Below are 26,332 nucleotides of genomic sequence, written 5' to 3'. Positions count from 1 at the left end.
AGTCCTCCCCATGCGTATGTCGCCCATCGCGGGAATCATCGCGACCTTCTTTCTCACGGCCCTCTGGGGCGCCGGCTGTGGCAGTTCCTCCGCCGATCCCATCGACGGCCCCGGTGGCCCCGGCGGTGGTGGCTTTGGCACGGACGCCGGCAACGGCGGCGGCTTTGGCGATGGCAGCGCGGGAGACGGCTCCCGCGGCGATGGCGGTGGAGGCGGCGGCGGCGGTGATTTCTGCAAGGGCTCCGGCGCCGCGATCCCCATTCCCGGCGGCGACATCTGCACCGGCGATCTCGGGCGCAAGCTCTTCAAGTTCGCCGCCTGTTCGTGCACGACCACCACGTTCAGCGGCACGCTCACCACGGACTCCTTCAACTCGAACCTCGACGGCGGCGGCGCACGCACCGGCGGATCCATCGGTGCCAATGGAAAGTTGACCAGCACCGGCGCGTACAAGATCGGCGGCTCGGCGTACTCCGGCGGCGAGGGCGTGGCCTCCGACGCGAACACCGTGGATTTCACCTCCTCGAGCGGCAGCAAGATCGCAACGGATCTCTGGTCACGAGGCAACATCAACATCATCGACTCGGGAACGACCAACATCGGCCGCGACGTTCGCGCCACTGGCAAGGTCGGCAGCATCGGCGTCAAGGTCGCGGGCAAAGTCTACGTTCCGCAGAAGAGCAACGTCGGCGCCGGCGTCTCGAGCGGCGGCGTCGTCGAAGGCCCCGTCGCGGTCCCGCTCCCCTGCGACTGCGCGAACAAGGTCGACATCGCGGGCATCGTCCCGAAGATGAAGACGGACAACAACAACGCGTCCATCAACCTGTCCCCGAATGCGTTGGCCAACGGCACCAGCCCCGCCGGCATCGACCTCCCGTGCGGCCGCTACTACCTCACGGCCATCGGCGGCCCCGGTGTCACCTTGAACATCAAGGGCCGCGTCGCGCTGTTCGTCGAGCAAAACCTGAACGTCGCCGGCGCCTTCAACGTCAACCTCGACCCCGGCACCGAGATCGACATCTTCGTCGCCGGCAACTTCTCGATGGCCGGTGGAACGCAATTCGGCTCGCCCAAGTTCCCGTCCAAGGTGCGCATCTACATCGGCGGGCCGACGTTCACGCTCACCGGCCGCTCCGAGGTCGGCGGCAATTTCTACGCGCCAAATGCGACCATCGCCGCCCCGCAGGCGGGCTTCGAGATGTCCGGATCGATCTACGGCAACCGGCTCGAGTTCCCCGGCTTCTTCACCGTCCACTACGACGAAGCCATCCTCGATCTCGAGGGGTGCCGCCCGCCGGGGCAGACCTGCAACTCGTGCAACGATTGCCAGGATGCCTGCAAGGGCGGGCAGTGCGGGGGCTGCACCAGCGATGCCGATTGCTGCGCCCCCCTCGTGTGCAACACCGCCAGCGGTAAGTGCATCAGCGACGTGCATTGACGATCTGGACGACCTGCTGAAACGTCGGCCGGTTCGTCCAGTGGATGGGAGCCACGGTGAGGAAGCTTATCGCCGTGTGCTCCACCGAGTCGTAGTCCTCGACCACCGCGCCAGACTTGCCCTTCGCATTCGCGAGGGTGCTCCCATCCCAGCTGGCGCGGTTGGCGAACCCGCCCAGGTCGTTCACCGCCGCCCCGAGCGCATCGAGCGCCGCCTGGCGACAGCCCGCGGCGGTGCCATCGCCCGCGCACTTCAATTGCCGGTAGTCGTGATGGCCCGGCGTACTCAACGCCATCTGCAGGACGCGCTTCATGTGCTGGAACCATCCCTGCTGGTACGCCGAGCCCTGCGCGCGCGGCGCATCGTAGCGGTCCTGGAGCACCGGGGCGTGCGCCTTGTCGAGCGCATCGAGCTGCGGGAGCAGCTTTTCCATGAGATGCGGATACCACGCGTCCATGAGCACCACCTGGGCGCGGGCATCGTAGCGGCCGTCGTGATCGCGATCGCGCCGCAGCGCCCCTTCGTCGGACCAGGCCTGCAGCAGATCGACCAGCGCCCGTTGCTCGTCGCTCAAGGGACCCGAGCGAAGAAGCGGCAACAAGAGCGGCAAGAGCTCCTGGCCCCGCAGGTCGGTGTACGCGGCATCGGCCATGACTTCGATCATGCTCGCGATGTCGTGTTTCTTCCCCGAGGCTTGAAACGCGTCCAGCCGCCGTTGAAGCATGTCCGCGCGGTGGGTCGGGCCGTAGGTGCCATTGGCGTCGGCCGCCCACCAGCCGGCCGCGGGGCTGTTGTTCCAGCTCGAAATCGTCCCGCGTGCCGGGTTGATGGCCGACGGGTGCGCGGAGAGCGGCAAGAAGTCCTTCCACTCGAAGGACCCCTCGAGCGGATCGCCCTGGGCAATCGGTGTGGACGTATTGGTCACGAACACCTTGTTCCCGCCGAACTGCGAGAAGTACCCCTCCGGCAGCGCGCGCATGTTGCCCCATTCGAAGCGGCCGTCACCCCACACGGGCAGCTCGGGGTGTTGCCCGATGTCGCGCTGCGGGTAAAGCCCACTGTGGATGTACCCCACGTCGTTCTTGTCCACGTACAGCCAATTGAAGGTACCGGTGATGCCGTTGAACAGGCGCTGGAAGCTCGAGGCATCCTTCACCACGCGCGTCGACGTGAGCGCGAACGGGGCCGCCGTATCCAGCTCACCGAAGAACGTCGCGCGCTGGATGGACACCGCCACGGGCTCACCGCCGACCACCGCGGTCGCGAAGACCGGCCCGTAATGCGTGCGCAAAATGTACCGTGACGCCACCTGCGGCAGCTGCGGAACCGGCCCATTGAGCCCATTGAGCGAGAGGCTCGCCGGCGTGGGGATCACGTTCCAGCGGTCCGTCCGCTTGTAAAAAGCACGGCACACCGGCCCGCGCCCATCGCCCTCGTCGAAGAGGTAGCCGTCCGCATCGGGGAAGCCGTCGTGGTTCCGGTCCTCGCGCGACGGCGCCGAGCCGGAAAGGTTGCACAACTTGGAAACGCGAATATCCACTTGGTCGGAGCCGCCCGACGTGGCACTCCACGCGAAGTCGACGCCGCGCCCGATATTGATGTACGGCAAATCGCCAAAGACGACCCCTCGCCCGTCGAAGTCCTGCGGCGTCCCGCCATGCGAGCGGATCGCCACCTCCCAGAGCATCTGCGGCAAGAAATACGACGACTGCGGCCCCATCACCGCGATGGGATGCCCCGCCTTGGTCTGGTTGGCCGTCACGCCGATGAAGTTCGACATGGTGTTGGGCAGCGGAAAGCCCGCCCGGCCCAACGCATCTTTGCTGCCCTGAAACGGATCCAGCGGCGCATTCAAATGCCGAAGATCGCGGCCGCGCGGCAGCGTATCCGCCGGCCCCGCCGGTGCGGCAGGCTTGGCCGCCTTCTGCGCATTCGCGCCAAGGATGATGCCCAGGTTGGTCTGGAAAATCTGCCGCGTTTGAAAGCTCCCCGGGTCCCAGATGGCCGCCCCCGGTGGCAACGCCGCGGGACATGCCTCGCTGACCTGGGGCGGCGACTGCGAGGCAAAGGTATCGAGGATCGTGTGCGGTGTATCCGCATCGACGGCGTGCCGCAGGTCGCGCCAGAGATCGCACGCGCCCTGGGCCACGGTTCCGGCGCCCGGCTTCAGCGATCCGTCCAGTTGCTGAAGCAACAGTTCGTTCAGGTGCTCCCCGCCCCCGCCCGTGGCAAACAGCGATTGAATCAGAATGGCCGAGGCCACGATGTCGTTGCGCGTCCACTTCGCCGGGGGGAACCCCAGCGGCCGCAAAAACGTGTACTCCGGCGGAATCTTCAGCAAATTGGGACCGGCCAGCGACGTGATGTACGCGTTGATGCCGGCCACCATCCCATCGAGATCGCGCACCACGAGCTCACCCAGCGAGCCGGCTTTTTGCCGCGTATTTTCCACCATCGCGGTGAGCTCGTCCTCGCTGTATCCGGCAATCGAGGCAAAGTTGGAATCGAACTCGTAAAAGTACTGCGCCGGCCCGAGGTACTGCGAAAGCCGCCCGCGGCCGATGTGGCGAAGCACGTCGTGAAGCCACAGCCGATCCTCGGCCGAGGCATACCCAAATGCGTACATCGCCGAGGCGCGATCGGGGGCGTCGATGAAGGGCACGCCCCAGCCATCGCGCTTGACGCTCACCCACTTCCAGTCGGGCGTGAGAAGCCACTTGGTGGACTTGACCACGTCCGGCTCGAGCCCCTCGTTCTTGAAGTAGTTGCACGCGAGATCCGACGCCGCGACATGCTCCGAGGCATCCCGCGGCGGCGCACAGGGCGCGGCCGTCAGGCCCTTTTTCGCGTAGGCCAAATCGCCATACAGCGCCAACGAATCGGTAAAATTGGGCGGATAAAGGCTGGTACCGCGCAACCCGCCGGCGGAATTGCCATTCGAGCCGGGAGGCATGGCATTGAGGTAAATATCGCTTTCGCTCTGCGCGTTTTGCGCTTTCGGGTCCTGCAGCGATTCATTGTCTGCCGCCGCGCGAAGAACGTCATCGCTGCTTTGCCCGCATGCCGCCAGAGACATGGCAGCCGTCGCAAACGTGGCAATCCCCATTGCCCATGCTCGATTCGACATGGCACCCCCGTTCCAGCCCCTTGGCTTCGTATGGCTGGACGCGCAGGATACTGTCGAATTCGCGCCATCTGACGAGTGAATATTTCGGTAGGGCTTCAACTTTAATGAAGCGCACGTAGGTCGATGTAGCCTTTCACTTTTTGCATCACCGTCGTGATCAACTTGGATGGGAGGACCCATTAAGCGGCAAATAGGAGGACGTTATGACTTTGCGCACTTGCTTCGGTTCCCTTGCCTGGGCCTCGTGTTTGCTCTTCAGTTGGTGCTGCGGCTGCAGCAACGACGATGTCGATCTCGGGGGAGGCCCCGGCGGGCCAAAGCCCGCCACCTACCCTCGCTTGGTGGTCGCCGCGTCGGACGGCGTGCACATTTGGGACAACGCGACGTCCATCTCCGCCAATGGTCCGTCCAACGTTCACTTCGCGAAGTTCAGCAACGCCGTGGGGCTCGGGCTCGATGGGGATACGCTGGCGGTGGCCACGGGATTCGGCAGCGACACACTGCTCTCGGGGCTTCATCTCTTCGCGAACGCCTCCAGATTGGGCAGCGACGCCCAGCCGTCGAGGAGCGTGCCCGGTGCGGGATTCACCGGCGATTACCATGGAGGGTTCTTCGACTACGGGCGCCCGGTGCACATCCAGGCCGACGGCCGCCACAATTTCTGGGTGCGGAGCGGCATCGACAGTGGAAGCGTTCACTTCGTGCCGCCCAGCGCCACCGCCCCCACCGCGCACTTCGGCAGTTTGCTTGGCCACGCAACCTACGACGAGGCGCACGACAAGTTGCTCGGGAGCAATCTGGAAATGGTGCAGTCCCCGCTGTGGGACCAAGCGGCGACCAAAACGGGCACCATTCGCACTACCGAGCAGCAATTTACGCAATACAGGCCGCGGCAATTGGTGGTTTCGGGCGGGCGGCTCTTTTCGAATCTCCTAGGTTCCACCACCAATTCGGATGTCGCCATTTGGAACGATCTGGCGACCATCAGCGCGTCGCGCGAGCCCGACGTCATCTTGCACGACGTGTGCGGCGACAAGAGCAACATCGAAACGATTTCCGTGCACCATGACGTGTTGATCGTAGAGGCCCGGGTGCAAGACAAGGTCAACGTTTGCCTCTACAAGAATGCGAGCGCCCTCACGACGGAGCGCCAGCCCGATGCCATCGCGACCGATCCTTCGCTTTCCTTCACGCAAAACGGTGGCGACGAAACGTGGCTCACCCACGATGGGCACCTGTTCGTCTTGGATGCGGGCGGCGTCGCCATCTTCAAGGATGCGACGACCACGCCGGCGTTCGTGACCCGCCTCGCGATGAGCGCGAACATCCCCGGCATCGACTTCCTCGTTCTCGAATAGCCGACTCGAGTATGCTGCGCGCATGCGCATCGCTCCTCTCTCGCTGCTCCTGGTAGGACTCGGTCTCGTGTCGTTCGGCGCGACCGCGTGCCGCTCGTCGAACGAGGCACGACCCGATCCGGCTCCGCCGCCGCCGTCGTCGCTACCGCGCGCGCCCATGCCTCCCTCCGAGCAAGGCAGCCCTACGCCACCTCCGGCCACGGCGTCCGCGGCGCCCAGCGCCTCCAGCGCAAGCGGCACAGGGTCGGCGGCGCCTGCGCCGTCGACGTCGGGCGCGCGCACGGCGCCCGCGGGATCCGGGGCCTCGGGCCTCGTCGCAGGCCATGGGCGCGACGGCGGAGCCACCGCGCCGGGCCGCGGCGAATGCACCGCCGACAGCGATTGCCGCGCCTGGTCCGACACCTGCGGCGACTGCACCTGCCGCCCGCTCGCGAAGACCGCGACCGCACCGAAGTGCACGCGCAGTCAGGTGCAGTGCTTCGTCGATCCCTGCCGTGCCAAGCGCGGCGTGTGCAAGGCAGGGACCTGCGCCCTCAACGACGACGGCGCGATGTAATCCGGCGCAGGAACATCAGCAAACCGCCTCCGAGCAGCACCGCGAGGCCCTGCGTGCCGGGCGCGCGCACGGGCGACGTGGCGCATCCGCCGTCATCGTCCCCTCCGTCGCCGGGATCGGTGGGGTTCGTCGGCGAGCCCGCATCGGGCCCGGGGAAGCTGGGAACGCCGCCGCCCCCGCCGCCACCACCACCGCCTCCGCCGCCGGCGTCGGCCGCACCGCCTCCGCCGCCACCGTCGTTGCCACCGCCGCCCCCCGCATCGGGCGGCGTCGTGACGACGCAGGCGCGCCGATCGTCGACGACCGTGGGGAATGGCAAATTGGTAATCCCGCTGAAGGTGAGGTTATCGATGTCCCACCCGGGAGCCCCCACCGAGAGATCGCATCCGACGCGGAAGCGCACCTTGATGCTCTTGCCCGCGAGCGCCTTTCCGAACTTCAGCACGACGGGAACGTACTCGGGGTACTTGTCGGACTGCCCCGCCCACGCCTTGCGCCCGGTGAGCGGGTTCTGGCCCTCTTGGGACGCGTAAATCGTCAAAGGATACTTCGGATCGATGTACTCCGAGACATCCTTCCAGGTGGTGCCGCCATCCTCGGACAACTCGAAGACGCCGCCGTCGAAGAAGACCTCCGGACCACCCGGCACCGCGGCCCCGCTCTCGAACGAGAAGCGGTGGTCGAAGGTGATGGCGAAATCGCCGCTGCCCACGACCAACTCGGGCGACACGAGGCTCTCGTCGGACGCCACGCCGACGTCGGATCCGTGCCACACGTGGTTCTGCGTGTTGCCCGTGCGGAACCACGACTCGATCGGCTTCGCCCCGTGCAGGAACGTCCACGCCGTGCCCGCGCTCTCCGCGTTGTCGCTCACCGACGACTTGGGCACGTCGTCGAAGTTGTAGAGCACGTTCGCCGTGGCCTCCACCGTCTTGGACGCCGCCGCGTCGTTGGTCAAGGTGATCTGGACCGGAACCGACGTGCGCGCGAGCCGCGTGCGATCGGCGGTGACGTTGATGGACGCTTGCATCACCTCGAATGGCCCCATCGACTCAATGGTGGCCGCCGCGGGCTCGCCCGGGGAGCCGAAGAAAATGCTCGGCTCCGTCGAGGTGACCGTGATCTTCGTCCCGGCGAGCGCAGCCCAGCCCGAGTTGCGCACCCGCACCACGAGCTTGCCCGTCTCGCCCGAGTCGAGGACACCGTCGCGATCGCACGAGCTGCCCGAATCGTCCATCGTCGCGTCGACGAAGGCGAAGTCACCGCCGGTGGAGAAGCTCTCCACGGTCTCGTCCAATGTGTACGAGTCCGTGGGCGGCGCCACCGCCCCCACGCCGAGACCGCGCTTGGCAAAGCCTTGCGCGAGGGCGTCGAAGTCGTCGCGCCGGCCGGTGGCCCAAACGGCCCCCAGGATGGCATCGCGCTGCTCGACGAACGTTGGCTCCACCGGCGTCGCCTTCATGCCCGCCACGACGTAGTCGGCCATGCGCCGCTTGTTCTCTTCGAACGACCGCGGTGGCGTGGCCGCCTGCCCGGCCTTCTGCAAGTTGGCATAAGCCTCGAACAACGTCTCCGCCCAAATTTCGCCCACGTTGTGCACCTCGCTCATGTCCGGCGAGGCCGCCTGCAGCGGTGCGGTGGTGGGAAGCTCCGAGCGCCAGCGAACATGCTGGAACGTAAACGGATTCTTCGCCATATCCGTCGAATACGGCGCACGGCGGATCCCGAAGTAGCTGGCATCGGGGAAGAGCCCCGCCGCCGCATACTGCGCGAGCGCAAACGCGCGCCCGTCGAACGTGTCGCCGGGCCGAATCGACATGAGCAACGCGTTGAAGTCGGCCCAGCCTTCGCTCATGCCACCGCAGGAAAGCGAACCGCACACGACGAGCCGGTGGTGCAGGTAGTGGCCCCACTCGTGGGCAATGATCGTGTTGTCGATCGTGCCGTCGTGCAGCACCTCCGGTCCGCGGAAGAGGCTTCCTTGCACGGCCCCTTGCGCGAGCGCGTCTTTGAGCTTCTGCCCGTCCTCCTTGCTGAGCGAGACCAGCGGAATCTTGATGCTCGGATCGGCGAGGCCCGGGCTGGGCGCAAAATGCCCCTCCACGTTGTTGAGAAGGATGATGCCGATGGCACCGCCCGCCTGCGCATTCTTTCCTTTGGAGATGAAGTCGCACGTTCCGCGTTCGATGACGGCAATCTTTCCCGCTGTGTTCGTGGGCTTCTGGCAGCCATCCGTCACGGTGCCGATGCCATCGTCCGAGAGCACGATCGTCCCGGCTTTCTCGAATTGCTGCGGCCCGTAGGCGGCCGCGCCGTAGCCGTCGTTGAAGGTCAGCGCCGGCGTCGTCTCCAGCTTGCGGTTGGCCACGCCGGACCACACGAACATCTGCATGCGCGGCGACGTGCCCTCGGCAAAGGTCGCCATGTTCGCGTTGTTCATGAAGCCGTTGTCGGCGCCGTCCTGCGCCTGCGCGAGGAAGGGATCCCCTTCCACGCCGCCGCGGCCGAAGTTGGAGAGCTGCGCATTGCCCGCAGCCTCGTTGAAACCGGAGTCGTAGAAGTAGTCGTGCAGCCAATTGACGACGTAGAACATCTGCGTCACCGCGGCCTTGACCTGCTCCGGGTTGGCACTCGGCTCCTGCGCGACGTCGTAGGTTCGATCGAAGGTCAGCGGTCCCGTGGTCTCACCGCGAAGGTCGACGCCCTCGTCGTAACCGTCCCCGACGGTCCGGCCATCCGTGCCCTGCTCGTGCGTATCGTTGCGATCCGAGTAGGCCCGCACGTTGTTGCCGAAGGTCACCGTGTCGGTGGCGGCGAGCCATGGGTCGGCCCGCCCGTCGGGATTCTTGTTGAATCCTTCCATGGAAACGAGATTCGGCGCCCGATAACCCGGCATGGACTTGTCCGGCGCACCCGCCGGATGCGGGGAGTAGTCGACCAGCGGCCCATCCATCGGAACGTGATTCCCATCGGCATCTGCCCAAACCCTGTACTGAAACGCCTCGTTTTGCGTGAGCGATTGCCGATGGAGCACCCGCCCATCCGCAGCCCCCACCACGTACCCATAGGCTTTGTTCTCTTGGTCGCCCGGCTCGCGCGCGAGAAACTCGATGTAATATGCAGGCAAAAGCGCCGGCCCCTCGGGGAACCACACGCGCTTGGACGTGGCATCCGCCACCCGCGCATCCCCAGAGGGCGTGAGCACGCTGTAGCCGCGCATGGATCCATTTCGCGCACCCGCATCGCGCACCGCGCTGGGCTCCCGCCGGTACTTGTCGGCGTACGCTTTGGCCATCGCCTTCTCGGGGCTCAGCTCGAACGTCTTCACCCGAAGCGCACGCGCCGCGAGCGCATCCGGCACCATGGTCGCATGCAACGTCGAACCGATGGAGACCAGGTTCTTGTTCCCATCGAGCACCACGCTGGCGCGCGAGCGAAACACAGGCATGCCGTCGACGTTCTGCTCGAACTGCACCACACTGGCCCCGCCCGCCATCGTATGTACCGTGCTCACGGGGACCTGCCGCAACTCGGCCTCACTCACCCCGAGCAACGCCGAATGACGCAACAGATGAACCCGCGCCGCCGTCTCGCCGTTCGCCTGAATCGCAGGCCCCACCCGATCGACCTGCGACCCCGCGCGAATGAACCGCGCCTTCCGCGTCGCCGCATCCCACGAGACCACCTGCCCAAGTGGCACGTCGCGCAGCGCCGCCTTCACGCCAGCTTCATCCTTGGGGGCCGCCGGCTGCGATGAGGCCGGCGCCGTCCGCTTCTCATGCGCACATTGCGTAGCCCCCAACAAAAACGTCCCGATCGCCCCAAGCGCGCCGACACGCCTCAAATAGGTCCGCATCTTCGTCCCCCCAAGGTGTCCGATGATGTAACCAAGGCGGCCAGCGCGCGATGATGTTGTTCTTCAACAGCGCAACCCTTGACGGGCGAAATTGTGGCGGAGCTGGGCCCGAGCTCAGCTACGCGATGGTACGCACAAAAACGCGAAGCGCGGCCACCCGGTCCGGGTAGCCGCGCCGTCGTGCGTTGGCTCGTTCTCGTTACCGATTGCGGCGGCGGCGCAGCAGCATCATGAGCCCCGCGAACAGCCCGAGGCCCGAGAGGCTGCGCGTCGTGTCGCCAACGGCGGTGACGGAGCACGCGCTGTCGGTGTTCGTGAAGCGCGCGGGGATGCCTTGTAGGCCACCGTCGCCGGCGCCGGGACCGCCGTCGGGGCCGCCGGGGGCTTTGCACACGCCGGAGTTGGTGCCTTGGGTGGTGAACGGCTTGTTGGTGATGCCGGCAAAGGCAATGTCGTCGATGTCCCAGCCGCCCGCGCCGGCGCCCGAATCGGTGCCGATACGAAATCGTACCTTGACGGTCTTGCCGGCGAGCTTCTTGCCGAAATTCAGCGATATCGTGGCGAAGTCGGGGAAGCTATCGCGCGCAACCCATGCCATCCGACCCGCCAGCGGGTTCTCGTCCGAGGCGACGATGGGCGCGAGGTACTTCGGGTCGACGCCGTAGGTGGTGACGTCCTTCCACGTGGCACCATTGTCCTCGGTGAGCTCCATCACGGCGCCGTCGAAGAAGACCGGACTGCTCGGATCGTCGACATTGTACTCGAAGACGTAGCGGTGCTTGAACGAGACGGTGAAATCGCCATCGCCCACGGTGAGCTCCGGCGAAACGAGGCTCTCGTCGCCCGAAGTCCCCGTGTCGTTCCCGTGCCACATGTGGTTTAGACCATCGGCTTGGCGCGACCAGGCCTTCAGATCCGCCGAGCCGTGGGTCATCGTCCACACCGACTCGCCAATGCTTTCCACATCGTCGACCGTCGCGGTCTTCGGCGCATCGTCGAAGTTGACGGTCGTCTGGATCGTCTCCGACAGGGTTGGATGGACGGCGGCCGCGCTGCTCAAGGTCACTTGAATGGGCTGCAACCCGCGGAACGTCGCTTCCTTTGGGATGGTCACCGGAATCTTCACGGTCACATCGCCGTAAGGATTGAGGGACGCCACGGTTTTCTGCCCTCCGTCACCAAAGACGAGGCTCGAATTGCCCGAGGTCACCTTCACCGTCGTGTCTTTGAGCTCCACCCAACCGATGTTGCGCAGCTTGATGGTCACCTGCCCCGTCTCGCCGGCATCGAGAACGCCGTCGTGATCGCACGAGGTCGCGTCGACCTCTTCGACCTTGGCCTCCATCACGACTTCGCCCTTGTCGGCCACGAAGCTCTCCACGACGCCCTCGAGGCCGTCCTGGTTCGTATCCGGTGCAATGCCCGGCGACACCGCCCCGACGCCCATGCCGCGGTCGGCGAACCCTTGCGCCAGCGCCAGGAAGTCGTCGCGGCGATCCTGCATGGCCCAAACCGCCGACAGCAGGGCATCGCGCTGCTCCAGGAACGTGGGCTCCACCGGCGTCGCCTTCATCCCGGCCACGATGTAGTCGGCCATGCGGCGCTTGATGGTCTTGAAGTCGCGCCCGGCGGCCTTTCCAACGGTCTGCATATTGACGTACCCCGTGAAAAGGGTGTTCGCCCAAATCTCGCCAACGTTGTGCACCTCGCTCATCTCCACCCCGCCCGGAGCGAGTGGAATGTTGGGGGGCAGTGTGGCACTCGATTGAACGTGCTGGAACGTAAACGGATTCTTCGTCTTGTCGGTCGTATACGGTGCACGCCGGATTCCGAAGTACGGGGACTTCTGCAACAAGCCCGCCCCCGCGTACTGCGAAAGTGGGAATATCTTGTCTTTCAGCGGGAGATCCGCCTCCCGCACGACCATCAACAGCGCATTGAAATCCGCCCAGCCTTCGCTCATACCGCCGCAGGACTTCGATCCACAATCGACGAGACGGTGGTGCAAATAGTGCCCCCACTCGTGCGCGACCACGGTGTTGTCGATGGTGCCGTCGTGTTTCGGAGCCTCCGCGCCACGGTGGAGGGCCGCGGAGACGGCGACGGGGGCAACATTCAACTTCGCACCGTCCTCGAGACTCAAGCCAAGCACCGGAATCGTGACCAGCGGAGACGTCGCCGGATCCGCGCCCAAGCTCGGCGCGGCGTTTCCGGCGGAGTTGTTGATGATGATGACCCCGATGGCTCCCTTGTCTTGGACGAGTTTGGCCTTTTGCCCAAAGGTGCACGCGCCACGCTGCACGACGGCGATTTTGCCGGTCAGATCTCCCACTGGGGTACACGCGTTGGCGGGGTTGGCCACGGCGAGGGTCCCCGTCACGTCGTAGGTCTGGGGTCCCCACGTGGCCGCCCCGATCCAATCGGTGAACTGCTTCGCCGGCGTCGTGGTGATGCTGCGATTCAACGGCAGGGCCGACCATACGAACATCTGCATCCGCGGATGCGCGCCGTCCGACGGCGTGGACATGTTCGCGTTGTTGCTCTGGCCGAAATCGGCGCCATCCTGCGCCTCGGCGTGAAGCTCGTCCTTATCCGCCCCGCCGCGGCCGTAGTTGTTTGCCTGGGCAACCTTCGAGACCTCGTCGAAACCGGAGTCGTACCAGTAGTCGTGCATCCAGTTCACGTCGTAGAAGATCTGGGTCACGGCCGCTTTGATCTGGTCCGGACTCGCGCCAGGCTCCAAGGTTGGGTTGAACGTGCGATCGAACGTCTTGTCGGCCGTCGTGTTGGCGCGAAGATCGCCCTCCCCGAATCCGTCACCGACAATCGCGGTGCCCGCGTCGTTGGCCTTGTGCGTATCCGTCCGGTCGCTGTACGCGTCGACGTTGTTGCCCTTGGTCTCCGTTTGGCCGTCGGGCAGCCACGGGTCCTTGTTCTTGTTGAACCCATCGATCTCGATCACGTTCGTCCCGCGCGAGGCCGTCGTATCGAACTCCAGCGGCGTCGCCCTCGGAGGCACTCCCACCGGGTGGGGCGAGAAATCCTTGTAAGGACCATCCTTGGGAATATTGTCCTGATCCGTTTCGGCCCAAACACGGTATTTGTACTTCTCGTACTGCGTCAGCGACGTCTTGTAGAGCACCCGCCCGTCCTTCGCGCTCACCGCGTAACCGAAGGCCTCGTTCTCGTTGGACTTGGGGGCGCGGGCGAAGAACTCCATGTAGTACGCAGGCGTTAGCCCGTACTGCTCGGGGTACAAGATTCGCTTGGACGTCACTTGAAACACGCTCGGTGCACCGTCGGCGGAGGCCACGGCGAGGCCGCGCAGCTCCCCACCGCTCACGGATCCCTTGTCGCGGACGGCGCCCTCTGGGAGCTGCTGCCCGAAGTGCTCGTTGTAGAGGCGGTTCATGGCCATCTCGGGCGAGAGTCGGAAGTTCCACTTCGTCGCCTTGCTCGCCGAGCCGGCGATGTTCAAATTCGACCCGAGCGACACCAGGTTCTTGGTCGCGTCGACAACCACCGTCGCGCGCGAGCGGAACACCTCGAGCCCGTCGATGCGCTGCTCGAATTGCACGATGCTGGCGCCACCGCCGATGGCATGCGAGGCCGTCACCGCGGCCCCGCGCACGGCGTTCTCGTTCAAGCCGAGAGGCTCGGCATGACGCAGCAAGTGAACGCGCGCCGCCGTCTCGGCATTGACGCCGAGCGTTGGGCGGTCCTCGGCAAGACCACCGAGAATGACGCGAGCCTTGCCATTCGCGTTGCGCGAAATGACTTGCCCCAGAGGAGTCCCGGTCAGCGCGGCGCGTGCGCTTTCTTCGTCAGCATCGGATGAAGCCACCGACGAATCGGTCGGCGATTCCTTCGCACACATGGGTAGGGCCGTAAGCAGAACGCCGGCCGCGGTAAGGGCGCCAAATCGGGTCAAGTAATGTCGCATCGTACTCCCTCGAAAAATGAACCTGTGGCGAAACGCCAATTGGTATCACGACTTTGCTTTGCCGGTAAGTAACGTGCGGGCCGGCTCCCCTTACATTTGACTCAACAGAGGAAGGGACGAAGCGCGGCCGCGTCATCCGATGACGCCCAACACCTACCATCTAGGGCAAGCCGCGCTTCGTCTTTCGTATTGTTGCAACTACGGCCTAACGATTCCGGCGCCGGCGGAGCAGCGTCATGAGGCCTGCAAATAGGCCACCGACCCCCGCAAAACCGCGCGTCGTATCGCCGACGGCCCCCGATACCGCGCACGAGCTATCGGAGTTGGTATAGCGCGCAGGAATTCCCTGAGGCCCGGCATCCGCACCCGGCCCGCCCGGGCCACCTGGCCCACCCGGGCCACCGCTATCGCCCGCGCCGGCATCGGGCGGTGCCACTGTGCACTCGCCTTGATCGGCAATCTGCGTGGCAAACGGCTTGTTCGTAATGCCACTAAACGCGATGTCGTCGAGGTCCCAGCCCCCGGCCCCTGCGCCACCATCGGTACCGATGCGGAATCGCACTTTGACGGTCTTGCCGCTCAACGCCTTGGCGAGGTTCAAGGTGACGGGCTTGTAGGCCGGATATTCGGCCGACATACCGCCCCAGCCCTTCCGCAGCGAAAGCGGGTTGATCGTCGACTTCAGAATCGTCGCGGGGTACTGCGGATCGACGTACGTGCTGACGTCCTTCCACGTCGTGCCGCCATCTTCGGACACCTCGAGCACCGCACCGTCCCAGTACGTGACGGGAGCGCCGGGTTGCGACGCCGGCGTGTACTCGAAGGCGTAACGATGCTTGAACGAAATCGTGAAGTCGTCCGTGCCCACGGTCAACTCGGGTGACACGAGGCTTTCATCGCCACCCGACCCCGTATCGTTGCCGTGCCAGACATGGTTTGCACCATCGGCACGCCGCGACCAGGCCTTCAAATCCGACGGATCGTGCGTCAGCGTCCACACCGACGCTCCCCGGCTCTCGACGTCGTCCGTAGCCGACGTTTTCGGCGCATCGTCGAAGTTGATCACCGCATTGAGCGTACTGGCCACGCTCGGCTTCACGGCCGTCGCATTGGTCGCCGTGATCTGAAGAGGAACCACCCCTTTGAGCGTCGCCCCCTTGGCGATGGTGACCGGAATCGTGACCGTTACCTCCTGGTACGGGTCGAGCGAGGCCACCGTCCCTTCACCGGCATTGCCAAAGGTGATGCTGGGATCGGCCGCGGTGACCTTCACCTTCGAGTCCTTGAGGGCCACCCAGCCCACGTTCCGCACCTTGATGCTCACCGTGCCCGCCTCGCCGGCATCGAGCACGCCATCGTGATCGCACGAGGCGCTCGCCACTTCTTGAACCGCAGCGTCGGACACGACGAGATCGCCCTTGTCGTAAACGAAGCTCTCGACGACGCCCTCGAGCGTATCCTGATTCGGATCCGCCGGCGTGACCGGAGACACGGCCCCCACGCCCATGCCGCGGGTGGCGAAGCCCTGCGCCAGGGCGAGGAAGTCGTCTTTCTGCCCGCTCGCCCAGGTGGCGGCGAGGATCCCATCACGCTGTTCGGTGAAGCTCGGCTCGACCACCGTAGCCTTCATACCGGCAACGAGGTGATCGGCCATTCGCCGCTTCTTCTCCTGGAAGGTGCCCGTGCCCTTTTGCAAGTTGGCATATCCCTGGAAGAGCGTTTGCGCCCAAATCTCACCGACGTTGTGCTCCTCGCTCATGTTGCCGCCGGCTTGCAGCGGCGCGGTGGTCGGCAGTTCCGAGCTGCCCTGAACGTGCTTGAACGTGAACGGGTTCTTGGTCAAATCCGTAGAATACGGCGCCCGGCGGATACCGAAATAGGCCGAATACGCATCGGAGGCGGTCGCATATTGCGAAAGGGCGTACACGCCCCCATCGATGGCATCACCTTCTCGAACGACCATGAAGATCGCATTGAAATCGGCCCACCCTTCGCTCATACCGCCGCACGCTTTGCTGCCACACGTGACGAGGCGGTGGTGCCAGTAGTGGCCCCACTCGTGGGCGACAATCGTGTTGTCGATGGTCCCATCGTGCAACGTCTCGGGGCCGCGGAACATCCGCCCGGTCACCGAGCCGGGGGCGGCCTTGATCTTGTCGGTAAGGAGCTTGCCGTCATTCGAGCTCATGGTGAGCACCGGAATACGGATGTCCGTGCCGCCGCCCGCGGGCGGCGACGGATTCACGACCTGGCCCGCGGGGCCATTGTAGACGATGATGACGCCGATGGCCCCCGCCGCCTGGCCTCGTTGGGCGCGCGCGTAGAACGTACAACCCGCCACGTCGCTGCGCTCGATCACCACGATCTTGCCGCTGATCTCGGCCTTGTTCGTGATCTCCTCGCAGGCGTCGGTGTTCGAAGGCGCGGTGCCATCATTGGCCATCACGAACGCAACCTGCGGCGATGCGGCCGCGGGCACGGTGTACGTTTGCGGACCGTAGGCCGGCGCCCCATAGCCATCGGTAAACGCCGTCGCGGGGGTCGCATCCAACCGACGATCCGCGATGCCCGTCCACACGTACATCTGCATCTTCGGCGACTTTCCGTCGGCCGGCGTGGACATGTTCGCATTGTTCGACACGCCGAAATTGGCGCCGTCCTGCGCCTCGACGAGCAGCGGATCGTTGCCCGCGCCTCCGCGGCCGAGGTTGTCGCGTTGGCCATTGCCCGACGCCTCGTTGAAGCCCGAGTCGTACCAATAGTCGTGCATCCAGTTGTTCACGTAGAACAACTGCGTCACGGCCGCCTTGATCTGGTCGTCGTTCGCATTCGGCGCCGCGGCCGTGTTGTAGAGTCGATCGAACGTGCGCGGTGTGCTCGTATTGGTGTCGGCGCGCAGGTCGCCCGGGCCGAAGCCGTCGCCCTCGCCGGTCGGATTTCCATCGGCATCCTCGGCGTGGGTATCGGTCCGATCGCTGTAGGCATCAACGTTGTTTCCCGACGTGGTCGTCGCATCCGCCGGCAGCCACGGATCCTTCGTGGCATTGAGCCCGTCGACCTCGATGAGCGGCGGCGCATTGTTGAATGCAGGGCGGAAGTTCTTCTGCGGCACCTTGACCGGGTTCGGCGAGTAGTCCTGGTACGGACTGTCCATCGGAATGTTGCCTTGGTTGGCCTCCGCCCAGACCCGGTATTTGAACTTCTCGTTCTGCGTGAGCGACGTCTTGTACAAGACGCGTCCATCCTTCGCGCTCACCACGTAGCCGAAGGCCTCGTTGTCGCGCGACTTGGGCGCGCGCGCGAAAAATTCCACGTAGTACGCGGGCGTGAGGCCGTACGCGTCCGGGAACAAAACCCGCCGCGCGGTCGCATCCGACACACGCGGTGCGCCCTTTGGATGGGTCACGGCCAGACCGCGCAATTCGCCGCCGTTCACCGGCCCCGTATCGTGCACGGAGCCACTGGCGAGCGGCACGCCGAAGTGCTCACCGTAAAGGCTCCCCATCACGGCTTCTGCCGGAAGGGCGAATTCCCACTTGGCCGCGTTGCTCGCCGAGCCGGCCATGCTCAAGTTCGACCCCAGGGACACGAGGTTCTTCGTCGCGTCGACGACCACCGTCGCGCGCGAGCGGAACACCTCGAGCCCGTCGATGCGCTGCTCGAATTGCACGATGCTCGCGCCGCCGCCGATGGAATGCGACACCGTCACCCCCGCCCCGCGCACGGCGCTCTCGTTCAAGCCGAGAGGCTCGGCATGACGCAGCAAGTGAACGCGCGCCGCCGTCTCGGCATTGACGCTCAGCGTTGGCCGCCCCTCACTGAGGCCTCCCAAAATGACGCGCGCATGGCCATTCGCGTTGCGCGAAACGACGTTGCCCAGGGGAGTTCCCGCCAGCTCGGCGCGTGCGCTTTCCTCATCGCCATGCTCGGAGTGTGCCGCCGACGAATCGGTTGGCGACTCCTTCGCGCACATCGGTAGGGCCGTCAGCAGGGCGCCGGCCGCAGTCAGAGCGCCAAATCGGGTCAGGTAATGTCGCATCGTACTCCCCTCGAAAATGAGACGTATGGCGAAATGCCAAGTGGTAACACACCTTTGCGTCGCGGTTAAGTGACGCGGAGGGGGAGTTTTTATGAGCGTTATGTGCAGCTTCTGCTCGAAGGGCGCCGCTTTCTTTTTTCAGTTTGGAAAAGAAGGCGCATCGCTTTCAGGTCCTTCCGCCTTCTTTTCTTCTTTTGCAAGGTTTCGCCGATATTTCTAGTGATGGCGGCGCCGGCGAAGGAGCATCGTGAGCCCGGCCAACAGGCCCCCGAGTCCCGCGGCCGCCCCTGGCTTTTGCGTCCCTGCACCGCCGCTCCCCACGGCGGCCGCCGAAACGGAACACGCACTATCCGAATTGGTATAGCGCACCGGGATCCCCTGCCCCGCGTCCGCGCCGAGGGTGCAGACCGTTGGCTCGGCGACCTGGGTCGAGAACGGCTTGTTCGTGACGCCGGTGAACGCCACGTCGTCGATATCCCAGCCGCCTGCGCCGGTGGCGTCATCGGTCCCGATGCGGAATCGTACTTTGACCGTCTTCGCGTTCAGCAATGGTTTTGCAAAATTCAGCGACACGGTCTGGTAGGCCGGGTACCCTTCCGACACAGCGCCCCAGGCCTTTCGCTGCGAAAGCGGGTTGCTCGTCGACTTGTGAAGCGTCGTGGGGTACTTCGGGTCCACGCCGTACGTGCTCACGTCTTTCCACGTCGTGCCGCCGTCCTCGGACAACTCCAGCACACCACCGTCCCAGTAGACGATGTCCGGCCCCACCTGGCCCGCCGGCGAATACTCGAACGCGTACCGGTGCTTGAACGAAATGGTGAAGTCCTCCCCGCCCACCGTCAAATCGGGCGACACCAGGCTCTCATCCCCCGAATAGCCGCTGTTGTTCCCGTGCCAGACGTGGTTCGTTCCATCCGCGCGCCGCGACCACGACTTCAAATCCGCCGGCGCGTGGGTCAACCCCCATGCCGGCGTCGTCGCCAGGCTTTCGACATCGTCGGTGGCCGACGTATTCGGCGCCTCGTCGAAATTGACCACCGCGTCGAGCATTCGGTCCGCACTCGTCTTCACGCTCGCCGCGTTGCTCAGGGTAATCTTCAGTGCAACCAGGCCTTTCACCTTTGCATCTTTGGCCACGCTGACCGGAATCTTGACGGTTGCATCCTGGTACGGATCGAGGGACGCCACCGTCGCCTCCCCACCGCTGCCGCCGCTGCCGAAGGTCAGGCTCGGCTCGCCCGAGGAGACCGTCACCTTCGAATCCTTGAGGGCAACCCAACCCACGTTGCGCAGCTTGATCGTCACCGCGCCCGTTTCGCCGGCATCGAGAACGCCATCGTGATCGCACGAACCGCTGTCCGTTTCCGTCACCGACGCATCGGCCACGGTGAGATCCCCCTTCGCGAAGTCGAAACTCTCCACGACGCCTTCGAACGAGTCCTCGTTGGGATCGGCCGGCGCGACCGGCGACACGGCGCCCACGCCCATGCCGCGCTTGGCGAACCCCTTGGCGAGGGCCAAAAAATCGTCCTTTTGTCCGCTGGCCCACGCCGCCGCGAGGATCGCGTCACGCTGCTCGGTAAAACTCGGCTCCACGACCGTGGCCTTCATGCCGGCGACGATATGATTGGCCATTCGGCGCTTCTTTTCCTGAAACGTGCCGGCGCCCTTCTGCAAGTTGGCATAGCCGTCGAAAAGGGTCTGCGCCCAAATCTCGCCGACGTTGTGGACCTCGCTCATGTCGCCACCGGATAGGATCGTGGCCGTCGTCGGAGGCTCCGCGCTTCCCTGCATATGCTTGAACGTGAACGGATTTTTGGTCAAATCCGTCGAATAGGGCGCGCGCCGGATACCGAAATAGCTCCCATACGCGTCGGACGCGGTCGCGTATTGTGAAAGCGGGTACGCCGCTCCATCGATGGTGTCACCCTCGCGCACCACCATGAGCAGAGCGTTGAAATCCGCCCAGCCCTCACTCATGCCGTCGCACGCTTTGCGCCCGCACGTGACGAGGCGGTTGTGCAGGTAGTGCCCCCACTCGTGCGCCACGACGGTGTTGTCGATGGTCCCATCGTGCAGCGTCTCGACGCCGCGGACCATCCGTCCCGTCACCGTACCGGGGGCGGCCTCGATCTTGTCGGTGAGAAGCTTGCCGTCCTCCGAGCTCACGGTGAGCAGGGGGATCTCGATGTCGCCCCCGCCACCGTCGGGTGTCGAAGGATTCACGACTTCGTGCGTATCGGGAGGATTGTTGTTGATGATGATGGCCCCGATCGCGCCCGCGGCCTGCGCCCGTTGGGTTCGCGCGTAGAGCGTACAACCCGCGGTGGCACTACGGCGGATCACCGCGATCTTGCCGTTGACCTGGGCTCCGTTGATGATGGCCTCGCACGCGTCGCTGGTGGGCGCAGTACCATCATTGACAATCACGAATGCCGCTTGGGGCGACGCGGCGGCAGGCAGCGTATATGTTTGCGGACCGTACGCAGGGGCTCCATACCCATCGGAGAATTCCGTCGCAGGGGCCGCGTCCAATCGACGATTGGCAATGCCCGACCATACGTACATCTGCATTTTCGGCGACGTTCCGTCGGCCGGCGTGGACATGTTCGCATTGTTCGCCTGTCCGAAATCGGCGCCGTCCTGTGCTTCGACGAGGAGCGGATCGCCCGCCACGCCCCCGCGCCCCAAGTTGTCGCGCTGCGCGTTTCCCGACATCTCGTCGAAGCCCGAGTCGTACCAGTAATCGTGCATCCAGTTGGTCACGTAGAACAGCTGCGTGATGGCGGCTTTGATCTGATCCTGGTTCGCATTCGGAGCCGCCGCCGTATCGTAGAGGCGATCGAACGTCCGCGGCGTGCTCGTGTTGGTATCGGCCCGAACATCGCCCTCCCCGAAACCGTCGCCCTCGCCCGTGGGGACGCCATCGGCATCCTCGCCGTGGGTATCCGTCCGGTCGCTGTACGCATCGACGTTGTTTCCCGAGGTCGTGGTCGCATTCGCGGGAAGCCACGGATCCTTCGGGGCATTGAACCCGTCCATCTCGATGATCGGGGGCGTATCGTTGAACTCGGGGCGGACGTTCTTCTGCGGCGCCCCCGCCGGGTTCGGCGTGTAGTCCTTGTAGGGACCGTCCGTGGGAATGTTGCCCTGGTCGGCCTCCGCCCAGACGCGGTATCGGAACTTCTCGCTGTGCGTGAGGGACCTCTTGTAAAAAATGCGACCGTCCTTCGCGCTCACCACATAGCCAAATGCCTCGTTCTCGCGAGACTGCGAGCCGCGCGCGAAGAATTCCACGTAGTACGCGGGCGTGAGGCCGTACGCGTCCGGAAAGAGCACCCGCCTCACCGTCGCATGGGATACGCGCGGCGCGCCCTTCGGATGGGTCACGGCCAGGCCGCGCAATTCACCGCCATGAACCGGGCCCGTATCGCGCACGGAACCGCTCGCGAGCGGCACGCCGAAATGTTCGCCGTAGAGACTCTCCATCACGGCTTCCGCCGGAAGGCTGAAATCCCATTTGGTTGCGCGGGTCGCCGAACCGGCGATGCTCAAATTCGATGCGAGCGAAACGAGGTTCTTCGTCGCATCGACCACCACGGCGGCGCGCGATTGGAAGACCTCGATGCCGTCGATTCGCTGCTCGAACTGGATGACGCTCGCGCCGCCGCCAATGGAATGCGTCGCCGCGATTGTCGCACCCTGCACGGCACTTTCGTTCAAACCGAGCGGCTCGGCATGACGCAGCAAGTGAACGCGCGCCGCCGTCTCGGCATTGACGCTCAGCGTCGGGCGATCCTCGCCGAGCCCGCCCAGAATGACACGCGCTTTGCCATGTGCATCGCGCGAAATGATTTGGCCGAGGGGAGTGCCCATCAACGCGGTTCGGGCGCCTTCCTCGTCGGCCGCGCCGCTCGGAGGAGCTGGCGAATCGGTCCGCGATTCCTTCGCGCACATGGGAAGGGCGGTCAGCAGAACACTGGCCGCGGCAAAAACGCCAAATCGGGTCAGGTAGTGTCGCATCATACTCCCCCTGGAAAATGGAACGTCTGGCGAAGACACCTGACGATATCGCATCTCCGGTTCAACGGAAATTCGCGACGATGCGCTCTCCGTTTCATGGAACAAAGAGTGGCCAGCGGTCTTGACCGCATGGCCACTCTTTCGTTCGCTTCTCGGACGTTTCTCGCCGTGCCGACTAAGCCTTCACGCGGCGGCGAAGCCCCAGCAGCATGAGGAGCCCCGCGAAGACGCCCACGCCTGCGCCTCTCGGCAACGCGCCCTGGCCCAAAGCGGGCGAGACCGCGCACGAGCTATCGTTGTTCGTGTAGCGAGGCGGCACGCCCTGCGGACCGGCGTCCGTGCTGCCGCCGGCATCCGAGCTGCCGCCAGCATCGGTGCCGCCACCGGCGTCCGCGCTGGTCCCCGAGTCCGTGCCCGCGTCGGTGCCGGAGTCCGTGCCCGCATCCGTTCCGGAATCGGTACCGGCGTCGGTGCCAGAATCGGTGCCCGCATCCGTCCCCGGGTCGACGCCACCGTCACCGGTTCCGCCGTCGCTGGTCCCGCCATCGCCAGGACCACCGCCACCATCGACGCCGCACGCGACTTTGTTGTCCGTCACGGCAGGGAACGGAAGATTCGTAATCCCCGTTACTTTGATATCGTCGATGTCCCAGCCCGCCGCCCCCGCCGCGCCGTCGGTCCCGATTCGGAATCGAATCTTGATCGTCTTGCCCGCGAGCAGCTTTTTGAAGTTCAGCGTCTTCGTCTCGTAATTCGGGTACCCGGTCGACGTTCCGGTGAACGCCTTGCGGCCGTGGAGCGCATTCCCGAACGTCGGCTCGTCCAGAATCGTGTGCGGGTAACCCGGATCGACGTAGTGCTCCACGTCCTCCCAGGTCGCGCCGCCATCCTTCGAAACCTCGAGAACGCTGCCGTCGTAGAACGTCGGCGTCGTATCCTCTTCGAACTTGTAGCGATGACTGAACGTCAGCACCAAATCGTCCTGGCCCACGACCAGATCCGGTGAAACGAGGCGCTCGTCGCTCTCCAGGCCGAGGTCGTCGCCGTGCCAGACGTGCGCCGATACGGTGCCCTGGCGCGACCACGCCTTGAGCCGGGGTGTATCGTCGGCCGACGACCAAGCCTCTTTGTTGCTCTCGGCATCGTCGGTCGTCGACGCCTTCTCCACGTCGTCGTAGTTGTCATTGATATCCGCCGTCGCAGTGACCGTCTTGTTCACCGCGGCCGCATCGTTCTTCACCGTAATGGTGAGCGGAATGTGTCCGCGCGCCGTTCGACCCGGCGCCGCACTGATCGGAATCGACACCGAGACATCGCCCAGCGCATCGATCGCGTCGACGGTGCCCTCGGCCCCGAGGGTGATCCCTTCCGCGGTCGTCGTCGCACTCACCTTCGTTCCCGCCGCCAGAGCCGAGAAGCCGGTGTTGCGCACGGTCACCTTGAGTGAACCGTTCTCGCCCGAGTCGAGGATGCCGTCGTGGTCGCACGACGTGCCCGAGTCGTCGATCGTCGCGGCGACGAAGCCGAGATCACCGCCGGTCGCCGTGCTCTCCTTGACCTCGTTGAGCGTCAACGACGCCGTCGGCGGGGCCACGGCGCCCACGCCGAATCCGCGCTTGGCAAAGCCGCGCGCGAGCGCATCCAAGTCGTCCTTGCGGCCCGTCGCCGCAACCGCCGACAGAATCGCGTCGCGCTGCTCCACGAAGGTCGGCTCGATCGGCGTGATCTGCATCCCGGCCACGATGTAGTCGGCCATACGGCGCTTCGTCTCCTGGAAGGTGCGCCCCGCCACCTTTCCGGCCGCGTGCAAATTCACGTAGCCCTCGAACAGCGCTTGCGTCCAAATCTCGCCGACGTTGTGGACCTCGTTCATCGGGCCGCCGCTACCCAGCGGCGCTTCCGTCGGAGCCGTCGAGTTGGCCGCGATATGCTTGAACGTAAACGCATTCTGCGTGAACAGCGTCGAATACGGCGCACGGCGGATACCGAAGTAGCCCGCATTCGCCCCGAGCCCCGCCGCCGCGTACTGCGCCATCGGGAACGCCTTGCCCTCCAGCGTGTCCGCCTCGCGAATGACCATCATGAGCGCATTGAAGTCCGCCCACCCCTCGCTCATGCCACGGCACGACGTCGAGCCGCAGATGACCAGGCGGTGGTGCAAGTAATGCCCCCACTCGTGCGCGATCACCGTGTTGTCGATGGTGCCGTCGTGAAGCACCTCCGCCCCGCGGAAAAGCTGCAGCTTGACGGTGCCGGCCGCGAGCGCGTCCTTCACCTTCTTCCCATCTTCGAGGCTCACGGAAAGGACCGGTATGGTGATCGTCGCATCGGTTCCTGCCGGGTTGATCACCTGGTGGCCGGCCGCATTGTTGACCACCAGAACGGCTTTCGCGCCTGCGGCCTGGGCATTCTTGACCTTGTCCACGAAGGAGCACGTCCCGCGGTCGATCACCACGATCTTGCCATCGAGGCCCGTCAACGCCTGGCAGGCGTCGCCCGTCGGAGCCGTGCCGTCGTTCGCCACCACGGCGTCGGCGCTCACGTCGAACGTCTGCGCGCCGAACTGCGCCGCCCCAAAGGCGTCGTCGAAGGTGAGCGCCGGCGTGGTCGTGATCTTTCGATTGATCACGCCGTTCCACACGAACATCTGCATCCGCGGCGACGTTCCCTCGGCGAACGTCGTCATGTTCGCGTTGTTCTGCTGCCCGAAGTCGGCACCGTCTTGCCCTTCGGCGCGCAGCGCATCGCCCTCTTTCCCGCCGCGCCCGAAATTCAACGCCTGCGCATTGCCGGCCGCCTCGTTGAAGCCCGAGTCGTACCAGTAATCGTGCATCCAGTTGTTGACGTAAAACAGATCGGTGACCGCTGCCTTGATCTGCTCGTTGTTCTCGTTCGGCTTCTTGTCGACGTCGAACGTGCGCAAAAATTCGCGCGTCCCCGGCGTCGTCACGTCCGGCACGACGTCCACGCCCTCGTCGTAGCCATCGCCCTTGCCCGTCGGCACGCCCGCGTCTTCCTCGTGGGTGTCGCTTCGGTCGCTGTACGCGCGCACGTTGTTGCCGAAGGTCCTCGTGGCATCGGCGGGCAGCCACGGATCCGACTTGCCCTCCGGGTTCTTGTTGAACCCTTCCATGGAGATGTCGTTGGGCAGCCGATAGCCCGGCAACTTGCCGTCCGGCTTCCCTTCGGGATGCGGCGAGTAATCCTGGTACGGGCCGTCCATCGGAATGTTGTTCTGATCGGCTTCCGCCCACACGCGGTACTTGAACGCCTCGTGGTCCGTAAGCGAAGCCTTGTAGAGCACGCGGCCATCATTCGCGGAGACCGCATAGGCATAGCCCTCGTTCACCTGCGTATCCACCGGGCGGGCGAGGAACTCGATGTAATACGCCGGCGTGAGGGAGTCACCCTCGGGCACCAACACCCGCTTGGCCGTCGATTGCATGATGCGCACGGCGCCCGACGCGAACGCCTGGCCAAAGTGGGCGACATGCACGTTCGACTGCGACTGCTCCGGCGAAATGGAGAACTTCATCGCCTTGACCGCGTGCGTCGCCCCGCCCTCGGGATGCAACGTGGACGACGCCGAGACGAGGTTCTTCGCCGCGTCGACCACCACGGTCGCACGCGAATGGAACACTTCGATGCCGTTCACCGATTGCGCGAACTGCACCATCGAAGCGCCGCCGGGCAGCGGCCGCGATACGCTCACCGACGCATCGCGCACGGCTGCCTCGTGCAGGCCGAAGAGCGACGCATGCCTCGATAGATGAATGCGCGCCGCCGTTTCGGCGTTCACCTCGAGCTTGAGCGGCGCGCTCGGTGCGGCCCCGAGCACCATGCGCGCGCGCCCGGTCCCATCCCGCGAAACGACGGTACCCAGGGGGGTATTCTTGAGCGCCTCACGCGCCCCTTCCTCGCCCGTGCCGACGGTGGGCGCCGCCTGCGGTGCAGGCGAATCGTTGATGCTGGCACACATCGGGAGAGCAATG

Annotated in this window: 8 protein-coding genes and 1 pseudogene; 3 read left to right on the top strand and 6 right to left on the bottom strand. The window is 65.1% G+C overall.

All coding sequences use genetic code 11. The annotated features are described in order from the left end of the window. Positions 1 to 10 precede the first annotated feature (10 nt). Positions 11 to 1,438: a hypothetical protein gene (locus LVJ94_19220; GenBank protein WXB09349.1), complete on the top strand. Its 1,428-nt coding sequence runs from the start codon at positions 11 to 13 to the stop codon at positions 1,436 to 1,438. Here LVJ94_19220 and LVJ94_19215 read toward each other — a convergent pair. Continuing rightward, positions 1,422 to 4,565: a penicillin acylase family protein gene (locus LVJ94_19215; GenBank protein WXB09348.1), complete on the bottom strand. Its 3,144-nt coding sequence runs from the start codon at positions 4,563 to 4,565 to the stop codon at positions 1,422 to 1,424. The two genes, LVJ94_19220 and LVJ94_19215, sit on opposite strands and share 17 nt — an antisense overlap. A gap of 203 nt (positions 4,566 to 4,768) precedes the next feature. On the opposite strand from LVJ94_19215, the gene LVJ94_19210 reads away from it, so the two are divergent. Continuing rightward, positions 4,769 to 5,923 (top strand): hypothetical protein, encoded by a 1,155-nt coding sequence (locus LVJ94_19210; GenBank protein ID WXB09347.1) that lies wholly within the window; start codon positions 4,769 to 4,771, stop codon positions 5,921 to 5,923. Positions 5,924 to 5,945: 22 nt separating this feature from the next. After that, entirely contained in the window at positions 5,946 to 6,479 is a 534-nt protein-coding gene (locus LVJ94_19205) for a hypothetical protein (GenBank protein WXB09346.1), read from the top strand. Positions 6,480 to 7,863: 1,384 nt separating this feature from the next. Here LVJ94_19205 and LVJ94_19200 read toward each other — a convergent pair. The 5 genes and pseudogenes from LVJ94_19200 to LVJ94_19180 form a co-directional block, all read right to left on the bottom strand. Then, positions 7,864 to 9,342: pseudogene (locus tag LVJ94_19200) on the bottom strand (M36 family metallopeptidase). Between the two features lie 1,192 nt (positions 9,343 to 10,534). Next, positions 10,535 to 14,179 carry a M36 family metallopeptidase gene (locus LVJ94_19195; protein WXB09345.1) on the bottom strand — a complete coding sequence of 1,215 codons (3,645 nt, stop codon included), beginning with the start codon at positions 14,177 to 14,179 and terminating at the stop codon, positions 10,535 to 10,537. 304 nt (positions 14,180 to 14,483) lie between these two features. After that, positions 14,484 to 18,317, bottom strand: a complete 3,834-nt coding sequence (locus LVJ94_19190) for a M36 family metallopeptidase (protein WXB09344.1) — start codon at positions 18,315 to 18,317, stop codon at positions 14,484 to 14,486. A gap of 216 nt (positions 18,318 to 18,533) precedes the next feature. After that, positions 18,534 to 22,343: a M36 family metallopeptidase gene (locus LVJ94_19185; GenBank protein WXB09343.1), complete on the bottom strand. Its 3,810-nt coding sequence runs from the start codon at positions 22,341 to 22,343 to the stop codon at positions 18,534 to 18,536. 172 nt (positions 22,344 to 22,515) lie between these two features. Beyond that, the gene (locus LVJ94_19180) at positions 22,516 to 26,319 is read right to left on the bottom strand and encodes a M36 family metallopeptidase (protein WXB09342.1); all 3,804 of its coding nucleotides are present in this window, start codon (positions 26,317 to 26,319) and stop codon (positions 22,516 to 22,518) included. Positions 26,320 to 26,332 lie beyond the last annotated feature (13 nt).

The sequence above is a fragment of the Sorangiineae bacterium MSr11367 genome (assembly GCA_037157805.1).
Lineage (GTDB): Bacteria > Myxococcota_A > Polyangia > Polyangiales > Polyangiaceae > Pendulispora > Pendulispora rubella.
Note: the sequence above shows the minus strand (reverse complement) of the source record. Positions and strands in the feature narration are given on the sequence as shown.